5 protein-coding genes are annotated in these 18047 nt (G+C 61.7%); 3 read left to right on the top strand and 2 right to left on the bottom strand.

Annotated features, from left to right (window positions below):
• Positions 1-163: 163 nt before the first annotated feature.
• A complete protein-coding gene (locus MEB48_RS23015) occupies positions 164-13408 on the top strand; it encodes a retention module-containing protein (RefSeq protein ID WP_237886167.1) in 13245 nt (4414 codons plus the stop codon).
• A 147-nt stretch (positions 13409-13555) separates the two neighbouring features.
• The gene (locus MEB48_RS23010; protein WP_019582912.1) at positions 13556-13894 is read left to right on the top strand and encodes a hypothetical protein; all 339 of its coding nucleotides are present in this window, start codon (positions 13556-13558) and stop codon (positions 13892-13894) included.
• 410 nt (positions 13895-14304) lie between these two features.
• Here MEB48_RS23010 and lapD read toward each other — a convergent pair whose 3' ends face one another.
• Positions 14305-16251 carry a cyclic di-GMP receptor LapD gene (lapD, locus tag MEB48_RS23005; protein ID WP_237886166.1) on the bottom strand — a complete coding sequence of 649 codons (1947 nt, stop codon included), beginning with the start codon at positions 16249-16251 and terminating at the stop codon, positions 14305-14307.
• 14 nt (positions 16252-16265) lie between these two features.
• Positions 16266-16958 (bottom strand): cysteine protease LapG, encoded by a 693-nt coding sequence (gene lapG / locus MEB48_RS23000; RefSeq protein ID WP_237886165.1) that lies wholly within the window; start codon positions 16956-16958, stop codon positions 16266-16268.
• A 198-nt stretch (positions 16959-17156) separates the two neighbouring features.
• Here lapG and MEB48_RS22995 point away from each other — a divergent pair, with 198 nt between their 5' ends.
• Positions 17157-17867: a GntR family transcriptional regulator gene (locus MEB48_RS22995; RefSeq protein WP_237886164.1), complete on the top strand. Its 711-nt coding sequence runs from the start codon at positions 17157-17159 to the stop codon at positions 17865-17867.
• Positions 17868-18047: the final 180 nt, after the last annotated feature.

The raw sequence follows: 18047 nt of genomic DNA, 5'->3' as shown, positions 1-18047 counted from the left end.
AGTTTGGCATAAAGTTAATTTCTAAAAGATATAGCCAAAATATTGACCATTGGCGCGTCAAAATTATGCACCGAATAACTTGAAAGTACGTCCAGCCCCGATCGGCGAACGCGCTGATCGGTTCAATGGAAGTCAACTGAACGTGACACCCGGAGAGTCTTCAATGAGCAGTGTTGTTGCCATCGTCAAAAGCATTGTGGGTCAGGTTTTCGCGGTGTCGCCAGAAGGCATCCGTCGCGTACTCGTTGAAGGCGACCGGTTGTTGGTCGGAGATCAGGTCGACACCGGTGCCGCTGGTGCCATTACGCTCGAACTGGCTGACGGCCGGACCCTGGACCTGGGCCGCGACACTCAGTGGAGCGGCAGCGATCCGGATTCCAGCACCGACCTTGCGCAAGCCACTGCACAAGCCGCGCCATCGGTTGACGAATTGCAGCAAGCCATCGCCGCCGGCGTCGACCCGACCACCACGCTTGAAGCCACCGCGGCCGGCCCTACCGCTCTGAGCGGAGGCGGCTCTACCGGTGGTGGCCACAGCTTCGTGGCCCTGGAGGCAACCGCTGCCCGGGTCGATCCGACTATCGGCTTCCCGACTGAAGGCCTCGCCACAGCCGCGTTGGCAACACAAGACATCACCGGCGTCCAGACTGCTGACACCAGCACCAATGCCTTGCGCGAATCGACCCTGAGCCTGAGCGCCACGCCGACCATCACTGAGGCCGGTGGCGTGTTGGTTTATACCGCGACCCTGACCCAGGCGCCGCTGACCGACCTGACCATCACCTTGTCCAACGGCTCGGTGATCGTGATTGCAGCCGGCCAAACCACCGGCACCGTCAACGTTCCGCTGGCACCGAACGACACGGTTTATAACGATCCGACCCAAATCAACGTGACCGTCACCGGCACCACGGGCGGCAGCGGTATCGTGGTCACTCCGCCGACCGTCCCGGCCGTGACCCAGGTCACCGACACCGTCGACACCACCACTGTCACTCTGACAGCGGGCTCGACCGTCACCGAAGGTGGGCAGATCACCTACACCGCGACATTGACCAACCCGGCGCAGACGCCAGTCACCGTCACCCTGTCCAACGGTTCGACCATCACCATCGCCGCTGGCAACACTACCGGCAGCGTGAACGTTCCGACGCCGGTCAATGACGTCTACAACAACGGCAGTACCGTCAGCACTACGATCACCGGCGCTACCGGCGGCAACTTCGAGAACCTGGTGCCGAATCCGACCCCGGCGGTCACCACCATTACCGATTCGGTCGACAATACCGGCCTGAGCCTGACCGCCACCGGCAGTGTCACTGAAGGTGGCCAGATTACCTACACCGCCAACCTGACCAACTCGGCTGGTACGCCGATGATCGTGACCTTGAGCAACGGCTCGGTCATTACCATCGAAGCGGGCAAGACCAGCGGCAGCGTGACTGTCGATACCGTGGCCAATGATGTCTACAACAATGGCAGCACCGTCAGCACCACGATCACTGGCGCCACCGGCGGCAATTTCGAGCAACTGACCCCGAGCACCGAGCCGGCGCTCACCACCATTACCGATTCGAAAGACGACACCGGGCTGAGCTTGTCGGCGTCCACCGAAGTGGCCGAAGGTGGTCAAATTCTGTACACCGCGACGTTGACCAATCCGGCCGGTACGCCGGTCACCGTGACCTTGTCGAACGGTGCGGTGATCACCATCGCCGCCGGCGCGACCACCGGCAGCGTGAGCGTCCCCGCCCCCTCCGATGACGTCTATAAAGATGCTGGCCAGGTTGAAGTGACCATCAAGAACGCCGTCGGTGGCAACTTTGAGAACCTGGTGACTGACCCGACGGCAGCGGTCACTGACGTGACTGACACCCTCGACACTTCGACGGTCAATCTGACCGCGACGTCTACCGTCGCCGAAGGCGGCACCGTGGTTTACACCGCGTCCGTCAGCGCACCGGTCACCGGTTCGCCGGTGGTTGTGACCCTGTCGAACGGCCAGACCATCACCATTCCGGTTGGCTCGAACAGCAGTTCTGTCAACTTCGTTGCGCCAAATGATGCGCTGGCCGGCGGCGGCTCGCTGAGCGTGAAAATCGACGATGCCAAGGGCGGTAACTACGAGAAGCTGGAAGTCGACGGCAAGTCGGCCGACACCTCGATCACCGATACCCAGGACACCACCACCCTCAGCCTCTCGGCGACTGACTCGGTCGCTGAAGGCGGATCCATCGTTTATACCGCGACCCTGACCAACACCGTCGGCACTCCGGTCACCGTGACGCTGAGCAACGGCGCCGTGATCACCATCGCCGCTGGCGCCACCACCGGTTCTGTAACCGTCGATGCGCCTAAAGACGACGTCTACAAAGACGCCGGCCAGATCGAAGTCACCATCAAGGATGCCGCAGGCGGCAACTTTGAGAACCTGGCGACCAATCCGGCAGCGGCGGTCACCGAGGTGACCGATACCCTCGACACTTCGACCGTGAACCTGACCGCGACGTCTACCGTCGCAGAAGGCGGCACCGTGGTTTACACCGCGTCCGTCAGCGCACCGGTCACCGGTTCGCCGGTGGTTGTGACCCTGTCGAACGGCCAGACCATCACCATTCCGGTTGGCTCGAACAGCAGTTCTGTCAACTTCGTTGCGCCAAATGATGCGCTGGCCGGCGGCGGCTCGCTGAGCGTGAAAATCGACGATGCCAAGGGCGGTAACTACGAGAAGCTGGAAGTCGACGGCAAGTCGGCCGACACCTCAATCACCGATACCCAGGACACCACTACCCTCAGCCTCTCGGCGACTGACTCAGTCGCTGAAGGCGGATCCATCGTTTATACCGCGACCCTGACCAATCCCGCCGGCACTCCGGTCACCGTGACGCTGAGCAACGGTGCAATCATCACCATCGCCGCCGGCGCCACCACCGGTTCCGTGACTGTCGACGCACCGAAAGACGACGTCTACAAAGACGCCGGCCAGATCGAAGTCACCATCAAGGATGCCGCTGGCGGCAACTTCGAGAACCTGGCGACCAATCCGGCAGCGGCGGTCACCGAGGTCACCGATACCCTCGACACTTCGACGGTCAACCTCACCGCGACCAGCACTGTGGCTGAAGGCGGGACCGTGGTTTACACCGCTTCCGTGTCGGCGCCGGTCACCGGTTCGCCGGTGATTGTCACCCTGTCCAACGGCCAGACCATCACCATTCCGGTCGGATCGAGCAGCGCCAGCGTCAACTTCACCGCACCGAACGATGCCCTGACCGGTGGCGGTTCACTGAGCGTGAAGATCGACGATGCGAAGGGTGGTAACTACGAAAAACTGGACGTCGACGGCAAATCGGCCGACACCTCGATCACCGATACTCCGGACACCACCACCCTCAGCCTGAGCGCGACCGACTCGGTCGCTGAAGGCGGATCCATCGTTTATACCGCGACCCTGACCAACACCGCCGGCACTCCGGTCACCGTGACGCTGAGCAACGGTGCAATCATCACCATCGCCGCCGGCGCCACCACCGGTTCCGTGACTGTCGACGCACCGAAAGATGACGTCTACAAAGACGCCGGCCAGATCGAAGTCACCATCAAGGATGCCGCTGGCGGCAACTTCGAGAACCTGGCGACCAATCCGGCAGCGGCGGTCACCGAGGTGACCGATACCCTCGACACTTCGACGGTCAACCTCACCGCGACCAGCACTGTGGCTGAAGGCGGGACCGTGGTTTACACCGCTTCGGTCTCTGCTCCGGTGATCGGTTCGCCGGTGGTTGTGACCCTGTCCAACGGCCAGACCATCACCATTCCGGTCGGGTCGAGCAGCGCCAGCGTGAATTTCACTGCGCCGAACGATGCCCTGACTGGTGGTAACTCCCTGAGCGTCAAAATTGACGGCGCTACGGGCGGCAATTATGAAAAGCTGGAAATCGACGGCAAATCGGCGGACACCTCGGTGACCGATAACGCGGACACCACCACCCTCAGCCTGAGCGCAACCGATTCGGTCGCTGAAGGCGGTTCCATCGTTTATACCGCGACCCTGACCAACACCGCCGGCACTCCGGTCACCGTGACGCTGAGCAACGGCGCCGTGATCACCATCGCCGCTGGCGCCACCACCGGTTCCGTGACTGTCGACGCACCGAAAGACGACGTCTACAAAGATGCCGGCCAGATCGAAGTCACCATCAAGGATGCCGCTGGCGGCAACTTCGAGAACCTGGCGACCAATCCGGCAGCGGCGGTCACCGAGGTCACCGATACCCTCGACACTTCGACGGTCAACCTCACCGCGACCAGCACTGTGGCAGAAGGCGGCACCGTGGTTTACACCGCTTCCGTGTCGGCGCCAGTCACCGGTTCGCCGGTGGTTGTGACCCTGTCCAACGGCCAGACCATCACCATTCCGGTAGGGTCGAGCAGCGCCAGCGTCAACTTCACCGCGCCAAACGACGCCCTGACCGGTGGCGGTTCACTGAGCGTCAAGATCGACGACGCCAAGGGCGGCAACTACGAGAAACTGGACGTCGACGGCAAATCGGCCGACACCTCGATCACCGATACTCCAGACACCACCACCCTCAGTCTGAGCGCGACCGACTCGGTGGCTGAAGGCGGTTCCATCGTGTACACCGCGACCCTGACCAACGTCGCCGGCACGCCGGTCACCGTCACGTTGAGTAACGGTGCGGTGATCACTATTGCGGCCGGTGCGACTACCGGTTCCGTGACCGTCGATGCACCGAAGGACGACGTTTACAAAGACGCCGGCCAAGTCGAAGTGACCATCAAAGATGCGACCGGCGGCAACTTCGAAATCCTGACGACCAATCCGGCAGCGGCGGTCACCGAGGTGACTGACACACTCAACACTTCGACGGTCAACCTCACCGCGACCAGCACTGTGGCTGAAGGCGGGACCGTGGTTTACACCGCTTCCGTCAGTGCACCGGTCACCGGTTCGCCGGTGGTTGTCACCCTGTCCAACGGCCAGACCATTACCATTCCGGTTGGCTCGAGCAGCGGTTCTGTCAACTTCGTTGCGCCAAATGATGCGCTGGCCGGCGGCGGCTCGCTGAGCGTGAAAATCGACGATGCGAAGGGCGGTAACTACGAGAAGCTGGAAGTCGACGGCAAGTCGGCCGACACCTCAATCACCGATACCCAGGACACCACTACCCTCAGCCTCTCGGCGACTGACTCGGTCGCTGAAGGCGGATCCATCGTTTATACCGCGACCCTGACCAACACCGTCGGCACTCCGGTCACCGTGACGCTGAGCAACGGTGCAATCATCACCATCGCCGCCGGCGCCACCACCGGTTCCGTGACTGTCGACGCACCGAAAGACGACGTCTACAAAGACGCCGGCCAGATCGAAGTCACCATCAAGGATGCCGCTGGCGGCAACTTCGAAAACCTGGCGACCAATCCGGCAGCGGCGGTCACCGAGGTCACCGATACCCTCGACACTTCGACGGTCAACCTCACCGCGACCAGCACTGTGGCTGAAGGCGGCACCGTGGTTTACACCGCTTCGGTCTCTGCGCCGGTCACCGGTTCGCCGGTGATTGTCACCCTGTCCAACGGCCAGACCATTACCATTCCGGTTGGATCGAGCAGCACCAGCGTCAACTTCACCGCGCCGAACGATGCCCTGACCGGTGGCGCCTCCCTGAGCGTCAAGATCGACGATGCCAAGGGCGGTAACTACGAAAAACTGGACGTCGATGGCAAGTCGGCGGATACCTCGGTCACTGACACTGCGGAAACCACCAACCTGTCGCTGACCGCGACCGGCGCCGTGGATGAAGGCGGCCAGATCACCTACACGGCCACCCTGACCAACGCGGCCGGCACGCCGGTCACCGTCACGCTCAGCAACGGCGCCGTGATCACCATCGAAGCGGGCAAAACCACCGGCAGCGTGACCGTCGATGCACCGAAGGACGACGTCTACAAAGATGCCGGCACCGTCGAAGCGACCATCAAAGACGCGACCGGCGGCAACTTCGAAAACCTGGTCGCCAGCGATACACCGGCGGTGACCACCGTCAATGACACCCTCGACACCAGCACCGTTTCGCTGAGTGCCACCACGAACGTCGCCGAAGGCGGCACCGTGGTTTACACCGCGTCCGTAACGTCGCCGGTCATCGGTTCGTCGGTGGTTGTCACCCTGTCCAACGGCCAGACCATCACCATTCCGGTCGGATCGAGCAGCGCCAGCGTCAACTTCACCGCACCGAACGATGCCCTGACCGGTGGCGGTTCGCTGAGCGTGAAGATCGACGATGCGAAGGGTGGTAACTACGAGAAGCTGGAAGTCGACGGCAAATCGGCCGACACCTCGATCACCGATACTCCGGACACCACCACCCTCAGCCTGAGCGCTACTGATTCGGTCGCCGAAGGCGGTTCCATTGTCTACACCGCGAGCTTGACCGACGCGGCCGGCACGCCGGTCACCGTGACGCTGAGCAACGGTGCGGTGATCACCATCGCCGCTGGCGCAACTACGGGCAGCGTGACTGTCGACGCACCGAAGGACGACGTCTACAAAGACGCCGGCCAAGTCGAAGCGACCATCAAAGACGCGACCGGCGGCAACTTCGAGAACCTGGCGACCAATCCGGCGCCAGCGGTCACCGAGGTGACCGATACTCTCGATGCTTCGACCGTGAACCTGACCGCGACCAGCACTGTGGTCGAAGGCGGCACCGTGGTTTACACCGCTTCGGTCTCTGCGCCGGTCACCGGTTCGCCGGTGGTTGTGACCCTGTCCAACGGCCAGACCATTACCATTCCGGTTGGATCGAGCAGCGCCAGCGTCAACTTCACCGCGCCGAACGATGCCCTGACCGGTGGCGGTTCGCTGAGCGTCAAGATCGACGATGCCTCCGGCGGTAACTACGAAAAACTGGACGTCGACGGCAAGTCGGCCGACACCTCGATCACCGATACTCCAGACACCACCACCCTCAGTCTGAGCGCGACCGACTCGGTCGCTGAAGGCGGTTCCATCGTGTACGCCGCGACCCTGACCAACGTCGCCGGCACGCCGGTCACCGTCACGCTCAGCAACGGCGCCGTGATCACCATCGAAGCGGGTAAAACCACCGGCTCCGTGGCCGTCGATGCACCGAAGGACGATGTCTACAAAGACGCCGGCACCGTCGAAGCGACCATCAAAGACGCGACCGGCGGCAACTTCGAAAACCTGGTCGCCAGCGATACACCGGCGGTGACCACCGTCAATGACACCCTCGACACCAGCACCGTTTCGCTGAGCGCCACTTCGAGTATCGCTGAAGGCGGGACCGTGATTTACACCGCGTCCGTGACATCGCCAGTCACCGGTTCGCCGGTGGTTGTGACCCTGTCCAACGGCCAGACCATCACCATTCCGATCGGATCGAGCAGCGCCAGCGTCAACTTCACCGCGCCAAACGACGCCCTGACCGGTGGCGCCTCCCTGAGCGTGAAGATCGACGACGCGAAGGGCGGTAACTACGAGAAGCTGGACGTCGACGGCAAGTCGGCCGACACCTCGATCACCGATACTCCAGACACCACCACCCTCAGTCTGAGCGCTACTGATTCGGTCGCCGAAGGCGGTTCCATTGTCTACACCGCGAGCTTGACCGACGCGGCCGGCACGCCGGTCACCGTGACGCTGAGCAACGGTGCGGTGATCACCATCGCCGCTGGCGCAACTACGGGCAGCGTGACTGTCGACGCACCGAAGGACGACGTCTACAAAGACGCCGGCCAAGTCGAAGCGACCATCAAAGACGCGACCGGCGGCAACTTCGAAAACCTGGCCACCAACCCGGCGGCGGCGGTCACCGAGGTGACTGACACCCTTGACACTTCGACGGTCAACCTCACCGCGACCAGCACTGTGGCTGAAGGCGGCACCGTGGTTTACACCGCGTCCGTCAGCGCACCGGTCACCGGTTCGCCGGTGGTTGTCACCCTGTCCAACGGCCAGACCATCACCATTCCGGTCGGATCGAGCAGCGCCAGCGTCAACTTCACCGCACCGAACGATGCCCTGACCGGTGGCGGTTCGCTAAGCGTCAAGATTGACGGTGCAACGGGCGGCAACTACGAAAAACTGGACGTCGACGGCAAGTCGGCCGACACCTCAGTGACCGATACCCAGGACACCACCAACCTGTCGCTGACCGCGACCGGCACCGTGGATGAAGGCGGCCAGATCACCTATACCGCGACCCTGACCAATGCGGCCGGCACACCAGTGACCGTCACGCTCAGCAACGGCGCCGTGATCACCATCGAAGCGGGTAAAACCACCGGCTCCGTGACCGTCGATGCACCGAAGGACGATGTCTACAAAGACGCCGGCACCGTCGAAGCGACCATCAAAGACGCGACCGGCGGCAACTTCGAAAACCTGGTCGCCAGCGATACACCGGCGGTGACCACCGTCAATGACACCCTCGACACCAGCACCGTTTCGCTGAGCGCCACTTCGAGTATCGCTGAAGGCGGGACCGTGATTTACACCGCGTCCGTGACATCGCCGGTCACCGGTTCGCCGGTGGTTGTGACCCTGTCCAACGGCCAGACCATCACCATCCCGGTCGGCTCAAGCAGCGCCAGCGTCAACTTCACCGCGCCAAACGACGCCCTGACCGGTGGCGCCTCCCTGAGCGTCAAGATCGACGACGCGAAGGGCGGCAACTACGAAAAACTGGACGTCGACGGCAAATCGGCCGACACCTCAGTGACCGATACCCAGGACACCACCAACCTGTCGCTGACCGCGACCGGCACCGTGGATGAAGGCGGCCAGATCACCTATACCGCGACCCTGACCAATGCGGCCGGGACTCCGGTCACCGTCACCCTGAGCAACGGCGCCGTCATCACCATCGAAGCAGGCAAAACCACCGGCTCCGTGACCGTCGACACACCAACGGACGACGTCTATAAAGACGCCGGCACTGTCCAGGCAACCATCTCCACCGCAACCGGTGGCAACTTCGAGAACCTGGTGCCAAGCACTGCCCCAGCAGTAACCAGCATCACCGACACCCTCGACACCTCGACCGTCACCCTGAACGCCACTGCTTCGGCAGCTGAAGGCGGCACCGTCACCTACACGGCGACTGTCGGTGCACCGGTGACTGGCAGCCCGGTCACCGTGTCCTTGGCCAACGGTCAGACGATTACTATTGAAGTCGGTAAAACCACCGGTACCGTGACCACCGCCGCACCGAACGACGCATTGGCCGGTCATGCTCCGCTGACCAACTCGATCACCAGCGTCAGCGGCGGCAACTACGAGAATCTGGTCGCCGACAAAACGCCGGTCAGCACCACCGTGACCGACACTGTCGACACTACCACCCTCAGCCTGAGCGCGACCAACTCGGTCGCCGAAGGTAGCCAGATCACCTACACCGCGACCCTGACCAACCCCGCCGGCACTCCGGTGACCGTGACGTTGAGCAATGGCGCCGTGATCACCATCGACGCTGGCAAAACCACCGGCACCGTGACTGTCGATGCGCCGAAGGACGACGTCTACAAAGACGCCGGCACCGTCGAAGCAACCATCACTGGCGCCACCGGTGGCAACTTCGAAAATCTGGTCACCCGCGACACCGCTGCGGTCACGACCGTCACCGACACGATCGACAAAACCGAAGTCAGCATCAGCGGCAGCACCTCGGTCACCGAAGGCCAGACCGCCAACTACACCGTCAGCCTGACCCACCCGGCACAGACCGAAGTGACCCTGAAAATCGTCTACAGCGGCACCGCCGCCGACGGTTCGGACTTCACCGGCGTGTACACCGTGAATATTCCGGCAGGCGCCAGCAGCGCAAGCTTCGACGTTGCGACGCTGGAGGACAAGTTCACCGAAGGCACCGAGAACTTCGTGGTCAAGATTGACTCGGCCACCGGCGGCAACTTCGAAAACCTCGCAGTCAGCGCTTCCAATGGCAGCGTCAGTACCTCGATCATCGACAACGATGCAGCGCCGGTTCTCGACCTCGACGCCAACAACTCCAGCGGCGCCACCGGGGCCACCGGGGCCAACTACAACGTGACCTTCACCGAAGGCACCACCGGCCAAGGCGTCTCGATCGGCGACACCGATTTGAGCATCACCGACCCGGACAGCACGATGCTCACCGGCGCCACCATCGTGCTGACCAACCGTCAGCCGGGCGATGCGTTGAACCTGGGCAACAGCGTCAATGGCATCAGCATCAACGCCAACAGCCAGGACGGCACGGTCACCCTGACCCTTTCGGGCAACGCGACGCTGGCCGACTACATGCAGCAGATCAAGAACATCAGCTTCACCAACGGCAGTGAAGATCCGAGCACCGTGCCGCGGATCATCACCGTGACGGTGACCGATGGCAGCAACTACTCCAACACCGCGACCACCACCGTCAACGTAGTGGCTGTGAACGATGCGCCGACCGCTGCATCGGTTAACGTCACCGGCACCGAAGACACTCCGCTGATCCTCGGCTGGTCGACCTTCGGCGTCAGTGATGTCGACAGCCCGGCTGCCAATCTGGGGGTGAAAATCAATCAGTTGCCGGGCGAAGGCAAATTGCAGTACCTGGACGGTGCGACCTGGAAAGACGTGGCGACCAACCAGACGTTCAGCAAGGCCGACATCGACGCTGGCAAATTGCGCTTCACGCCAGATGCCAACGAATCCGGCGTCGATGGCTATGGTGGCAGCGGCGCAGGCAACAACCAGGCGGACTACGCGCAGATCAAATTCCAGCCAACCGACGGTCAACTGCTGGGCAATACCGGCACGGTGAACATCGACATCACACCGGTTGCCGACGCGCCATCCCTGAGCGTCGCGGACAACAGCGTCAAGTCCACCGGACTGATCAAGGAAGTCTGGACCGGCCTGTCGGGCCTCGGCACCGATGGCAGTGGCGCGTCTTCGGGCACGCTGAAATCAATCATCGACGGTGCGGGTACACCGAACTCCAGTGGCACTGTGACCAATGTGCAGTCCGGCGGCAGCGTTTCGGCCGGCACCGCCTCGAAAATGTCTGGCCTGATTTACCTCGAAGCCGGCAAGACATACACCTTCAGCGGCACCGGCGATGACAGCTTGTTGGTAACCATCGGTGGCAAGAATGTGGCCGCAACCACGTGGGGCGCGGGCGGCAACCTGAACGGCTCGTTCACCCCGACCACCAGCGGTTACTACACCCTCGACATCTACCACCACAACCAGAATGGCCCCGGCAACTATGACGTCAACCTGTCGGTCAACGGCGGCGCGGCGGTCGATCTGAGCAGTGCCGGCGTGCCGCTGTACACCGGCGTGGCGGATCTGGCCGCTTCCGGCGTGACGGTTTCCGATCTGCATGGCACCAATGGCGAAGGCTACTACGACGGCTACAAACTTAATGAAGGCGCCGAAGGTACCAGCGTTCACTTGTCCGCGATCAAAACGGCCCTGACCGATTCCGACGGCTCTGAAAGCCTGAGCGTGAAGATCAGCGGCATCCCGGCGGGCTCGACGCTCACCGATGACGCGGGCCACACCTTCACCGCCAGCGCGACCAACGGCGAAGCCAACGTCACCGGCTGGAACCTCGGCACACTGACCGTCACCCCGCCGCCGTACTACAACGGCCAGTTCACCCTGACCGTGACTTCGACGTCTACCGAAGCCCATGGCGGTTCAGCACCGAGCAGCGCGCAGATCCCAGTCACGGTCTACCCGGCGGTATACAAGGCCGTCACCGCCACTGCAGCCGATGACACCATCACCGGCACTGACGGCAACGACATCATGGTCGCCGACATCGGCGGGCTGACCGTAGTGCCGGGCACCAACTACAACATTGCGTTCATGGTCGACAGCTCGGGCAGCATGAGCAGCACGTCGATCAACGCTGCCAAGGATTCTCTGACGGCAGTGTTCAATACGCTCAAGCAAAGCCTGGGCAGCAACTCCGGCACCGTGAATATTTTCCTGGTGGACTTCGATGCCCAGGTCAACAAATCGGTATCAGTAAACCTGAACGATCCGAATGCGCTGACCTTGCTCAAATCCGTTCTGGGTTCGATGTCGTCCGGCGGCGGTACCAACTACGAGGATGTGTTCAAGACCACGGCCAACTGGTTCAAGAGTGCCGACGCCATTGCCAACACCGGCGCGAAGAACCTCACCTACTTCATCACTGACGGCAAGCCGACCTACTACCAGAGCGGTGAAGAGATCAACCCGACCTTGTACGGCAATGTGAAGCTCGATGACGTCATCACCACCGCCAATTACCAATTGGGGCAGACCTATTCCGTCGACCTGGACAGCACTCACTCCCTGACCATCGACAGCGCCGGCAACGTCACGCTGCTGACTCAGAATAAAAAGGGCAACTGGCACAGTTCTGAACTTGGCACCCTTCATGCCGAGGGCAACGGCACCTACGAGCTGTCCTATCGCGATGGCACCGGCTACAGCACCGATTCCACTGCCATCGACAACTCCACCAGTGGCTTCACATTGCTGAGCAAAGTATCGACGGTGGAAGCGATCGGCCTGAACACAGACGTCACCCTCGGCGACCTCGAACCGTACGATTCGGATGACACGCCGCAGACCAACATTGACCCGAAAGACCTGACCAACTCGATCATCGGCCATACCGAAGCGACGATGCCGGGTGCCGACACGGTTAGCGGCGGTGACGGCAACGACCTTCTGTTCGGCGATCTGGTGAGCTTCAACGGCGTTGCCGGCGAGGGTTATCAGGCCATGCAGGCGTTCGTCGCCCAGCAGACCGGCGTTGACGTCAGCACAGTCACCACCAGCAACGTGCACCAGTACATCACCGAGCATTACATCGAGTTCGACGTATCTGGCGCCCACGACGGTAATGACATGCTGCTGGGTGGCGCGGGCAACGACATTCTCTTCGGCCAAGGTGGCAACGACCTCCTCGACGGTGGCAAGGGCAATGACATCCTGCTCGGGGGCAGCGGCAATGACTCGTTGATCGGTGGTCAAGGCAACGACCTCCTGATTGGCGGCTCGGGTGCCGACACCTTCATCTGGAAGGCTGGCGATACCGGCAGCGACGTGATCAAGGACTTCAAGGCCAGCGAAGGCGACCGCATCGACCTGCGTGATCTGTTGCAGGGCGAAACCGGCAGCACCATCGACAACTTCCTGAAGATCACCACGGTGGATGGTGTGTCATCCCTGCAAGTCAGTTCTGGCGGCAAGTTCAACGGCGCCGATGCTGCTGCGGCCACCCCGGACGTGACGATCAAACTGGAAGGTAACAATTGGTCCAGCGCCAGCATCAACTCGTTGATCGCCGGCAGTGACCCGACCATCAAGGTCGATCACAACAACAGCTGATCAGCAGGTTGACGGCCGCCGAAACCGGGCGGCCGTCACGTTTGCGCCCACCTCACGGGTGACGATTTCGTCGTCGCACCGCATACTCGCCTGCGTTGGCCTATGCTGCTGACAGCACGATGCCGGTCCATTTCCGAGGGATGCTCAATGTTTTACGTGCAACGCGATGCGCAAGGTCAGTTAGTGCGCGTGGAAGCCACGGCCTACGCCGAGGCCACGGAAACGCTGCCGGCCGACCACCATGAAATCCAGGCCTGGTATGCCCACGAAGTGGTGGAGACCAGCCTCAAGCAGCTCAAGCAGAGCGACCTGGAAATGATCCGGGTACTCGACGACTTGATTCAGGTACTGACCCAAAAAGGCGTGATCCGCGTCACCGACCTGCCACCGGCCGCGCAGGCCAAGCTGATGGACCGCACCCAGGCCCGTGAAGCGTTGGGCGGGTTGAGCCAGTTGATCGATGATGATGAGACGGGGTTGATCTAACGCCCGACGCCGATCGTTCCCACGCTTTGCGTGGGAATGCCTCAAGGGACGCTCCGCGTTCCAGCCCCACCGCCGGCGTTGCGCCTGGCCCCCTTGTGACGCGGAGCGTCACGGGCTGCATTCCCACGCAAAGCGTGGGAACGATCATCTACCTCGGCCCGAGCCTGCATCTGCGGCGATTCAAGGTGATCCAGCGCCCGTTCCACCAATAACTGGCTTTGATGTCGATGTCGGGGGGCAAATCTCCTAGGACCTCGTTAACGGTGATCGTTCCCACGCTCTGCGTGGGAATGCCTCAAGGGACGCTCCGCGTTCCAGCCCCACCGCCGGCGTTGCGCCTGGCCCTCTTGTGACGCGGAGCGTCACGGGCTGCATTCCCACGCAGAGCGTGGGAACGATCAGCTGAAACCCTACTGCCAAGGCTTAGGCTCACCAAACAACTGCCCCTGAACCCCATACAACCCCATCTCACGAATCACCGACAATTCCCCTTCGGTCTCGACCCGCTCGGCAATCAACGGCAAATCAATGCTATGCGCCGCCCGTTGAATCGCCTCGATGAACAGACGCTTGTCACTCTCCTGATCAATCGCCCGGATATAACTGCCGTCGATTTTCAGATACGCCAACCCAAGTCGTGCCAGGTTTCCGATCATGCTGAAGCGCCCGCCAAAACGTTGCAGACTCAGCGAGAATCCAAGCTCGCGCAGACGCCGCGTCAGCTGTTCCAGCACCGCTTGTTCAGGCAATTGTTCTTCGCCGATTTCCAGGGTCAGTCGTTCCCCCAGATTCGAATGCTGACGCAGAATCTCGAACACCCTGTTCAGCGCCTGCGGATCCGCCAGTGTCGCCGAGGACAGGTTCAGCGCCAGCGACTCTTCATGGTCGGCCATCTGCTCAAGCACCAGTTCCAGCATCAAACGGTCCAGCCGCGCGGTCCAGCCGAAACGCTCGAGCCAAGGCAAGAAACGCCCGGCGGGAACGGTCCGGCCTTGCTCGTCGAGCAGGCGCGACAGCACTTTGTAATGCAGCACCACCTGCGTGTCGTGGCTGGCCACCACCGGCTGGAAGTACAGCTCGAAACGCTGCTGATCCAACGCCTGATCAAGCAAAGTGTGCCAGGCATGATGATCGTCGCCAACCCGGGCCGGCGCGCCCTGATCGAGGCATGCCCAACTCGGTTCGCCCTGACTTTCCGCTTGGGCCAGTGCCTGGTCCGCCAACCCGATGACTGCTTGCGGCGAGTCGCCATGGGCAAACGGCGCCAGCCCGATCGAGGCCACCGACGCCACGTCCGTGGCACCCGTTGCATGCAGACTCGCCAGGGCACTCTCGAGGTTACTCGCCAGTTGCAGCGCTTCTTCGCGCACCAGCCCCGGCGCCAGCACGGCAAATTCACCACCACGGATACGCGTGACGAGGTTCTGGGTTTCCGGGTACTTGGCGCACTCACGGGACAACTGCTCGCCCACCGCCTTCAACAATTCATCAGTGCGCTGACCGCCCAGCCGCTGGTTCAGACCAGCCAGATCCTTGACTCGCAACAGCAGCAAATAGCCGGAGCTGGCCTGCTCGAAATTGCTCACTCGCGCGTTCAATTGCATTTCGAAATAACGCCGGTTGGCCAGGCCGGTCAGGTTGTCCTGATAGGACTCGGCCCGCAGTTTTTCACTGCGTTCGGCCTGCTCCTGAAACAGCGCTTTGAGCTTCTCGACCATCTGGTTCATCGCCTGCACCACCCGGCGCAGTTCCGGGGTGCGCGGCAGCTCTGGCAGGCTGAGGAATTCGCGGCGGGCAATGGCGTGGGATTGCTCGACCATGTAATCCAGCGGTTTCAGTTGCCGGCGCAGCAACAGCGCGCCCAGCACCGCACTCACCGCGCCGCAGATCAGCAACCAGCCAAGGCTGCCCAATGCGCTCTGCCACAGCTTGGCCAACGCGAACATCGGATGGCTGACCACCTCGACCCGCGCGGCCTGCTCCCAGCCACGGCTGACAAGCGCATCGCCGCCGGCCGGTTCCAGGTCGATCAGTTTGACGAACCAGTCCGGCACGCTGGTGACCGCCGGGATGCCGCTGCGCTCGACAATCGTTTTGTCGTTGGCCAGATCGACTACACGGATGCTGGCGTAATAGCCGCTGTCGAAGATCGAGCTGACCAGCAATTCGACCATCGCCGGGTCGTCGATGTTCGGCGTCAGGGACAGCGCCAACGCCGTCGCGGCGTCCTGGGCATGGGAGCGCAACTGGTTGACGTACTGGGTACGCGAGCTTTCCAGACTGACCATGAAGCTGCCGGTGAAGGCGACCACCAGGAACAGACAGATAGCGATCAACAGCTGTTTGAACAAAGACATCTGAGCGCGTGCTCCTAGTTAGTCGTCTCGACCGGGAAACCTTCGGCCTGCATTTTCTTCAACACATCCTGCCAGCGGGACAGGCGTTTGGTGTCTCCGACCTTTTTGTTGCCCTTGGCACCCGGCAACCACAACCCTTCGGCATTGAAAGAGTAGACCGGCAGCAAATCGGTTCGCTGGCTGGCGGGCTTGATCGCGTCGATCAGGCTGTCGAGCACCAACGGCATGGCCTCGGGGCTCGAGTAGTAGGTCAGCACCATGTGCGCGCGGTTCAGGCGCAAAGCCTTGACGTAGGTGATGCGCAGCTTGTCACTGGAGACACCGAGACGGCGCAGGCTGAAATACTTGGCGATAGCGTAGTCTTCGCAGTCGCCAGCGCCTTTCCACAAGGCTTCGATCGGCGTTTCCCAATAATCGACTTCGTGCCACAGGTCGATGTCTTCTTCATAACGCATCTGCTTGTTGAAGAAGCGATTGACCACGTTGAGCTGTTCCAGCTCGCCAATCTGCTTTTGCGTGGCCAGCAACTGCTGCCATGCATCGATGCGCTGCTGCCCTTCACCCAAAGGCCCGTACAATGCCTGCGCGCGGCGACTGATCAGGGAAAAATCCCAGTCGGCATGCAGCCCGCCCAGCATGACGCCGGCCAGCAGCAGTGCGCAGCCTAGCCAGCGCAAAGTCCGAGGGATCGCGAAACGTACCGCCAATGCGAGGCATCCAGGGTAGGCAGGTGGAAGTCGGTTGATGGTGCAGGTTAGCCCGGTAAAAGACAATGGCACGGTGAGATCACTGTCGGCACGCTAGACTTTAAGGTAATGCGATCTTTTGCCCGTTTGACAACCAGTCAGGCAGTCACTAGTGTCCATTTGGATCCAAGTATTTCAGCCAAACAGGGTGCGTTTGTTGTGACACAGAAGCCCAACCCTCTCAGCAGTATCAAGGTCAACGGGCCGATTCCCGCTCATCTGGCGCGCTCGGTGATCGAAGAAACCCTGCGCGCGGCGATTCTCGACGGTCGCATTCCTTGCGGCATCGCCTTGCGTCAGCAAGACCTGGCCGACCTGTTCGGCGTCAGCCGCATGCCGGTGCGCGAAGCCTTGCGCCAGCTCGAAGCGCAATCGCTGCTCAACGTGATCGCCCATAAAGGCGCGGTGGTTGCCCCGTTGGTCCAGGGCGATGCGGCAGAAACCTATGAGCTGCGAATCCTCCTGGAGTCCGAAGCTCTGCGTCGGTCGATCCCTCAGCTTGAAGCCGCCGATTTCGAACAGGCGACGCGCTATATCGAGGAGTTGGAAACAGAACACGACTACACCGAGATCGGCCGACTCAATCGTCTGTTCCACATGGCGCTTTACAACAAAGCTCCCAACCAGCGGTTGCTGAGACTGGTCGAAGACGGGTTGAATGAAGAGGAGCGTTTCCTGCGTTTCAATCTGGAAGCCATGGGCCTGGGCAAACTGTCTCAGGAAGATCACCGAGCATTATTGCGGGCCGCCGAAGAGCGGGACGTAGAGCGCTCGGTGACGTTGCTCGAAAACCACCTCAACCGGGGGGTCGAAGTCATCACGCGCTACCTCGAAAGCACTGAACCGCAGCGCCGGAAAACCTCGAAGTAAACCCGCAGCGACAGCCCCGAGCGAGCCCATTGAGCGGCTCGCTTTCATTTGCGATGCGCACTCTGCTACGGATCGCCTTACGCTTGATTGACCGGCATTACCTTACCCTCCCTTTCGCTCGCACCGGACCGGTGTGCCGCGACTTCATGCCCGCCCCCCAAAGCCCCTGCCCCCTCAAAC

It is taken from the genome of Pseudomonas sp. PGPR40 (genome assembly GCF_022014505.1).
In the GTDB taxonomy this organism is placed as follows: Bacteria; Pseudomonadota; Gammaproteobacteria; order Pseudomonadales; family Pseudomonadaceae; genus Aquipseudomonas.
Note: the sequence above shows the minus strand (reverse complement) of the source record. Positions and strands in the feature narration are given on the sequence as shown.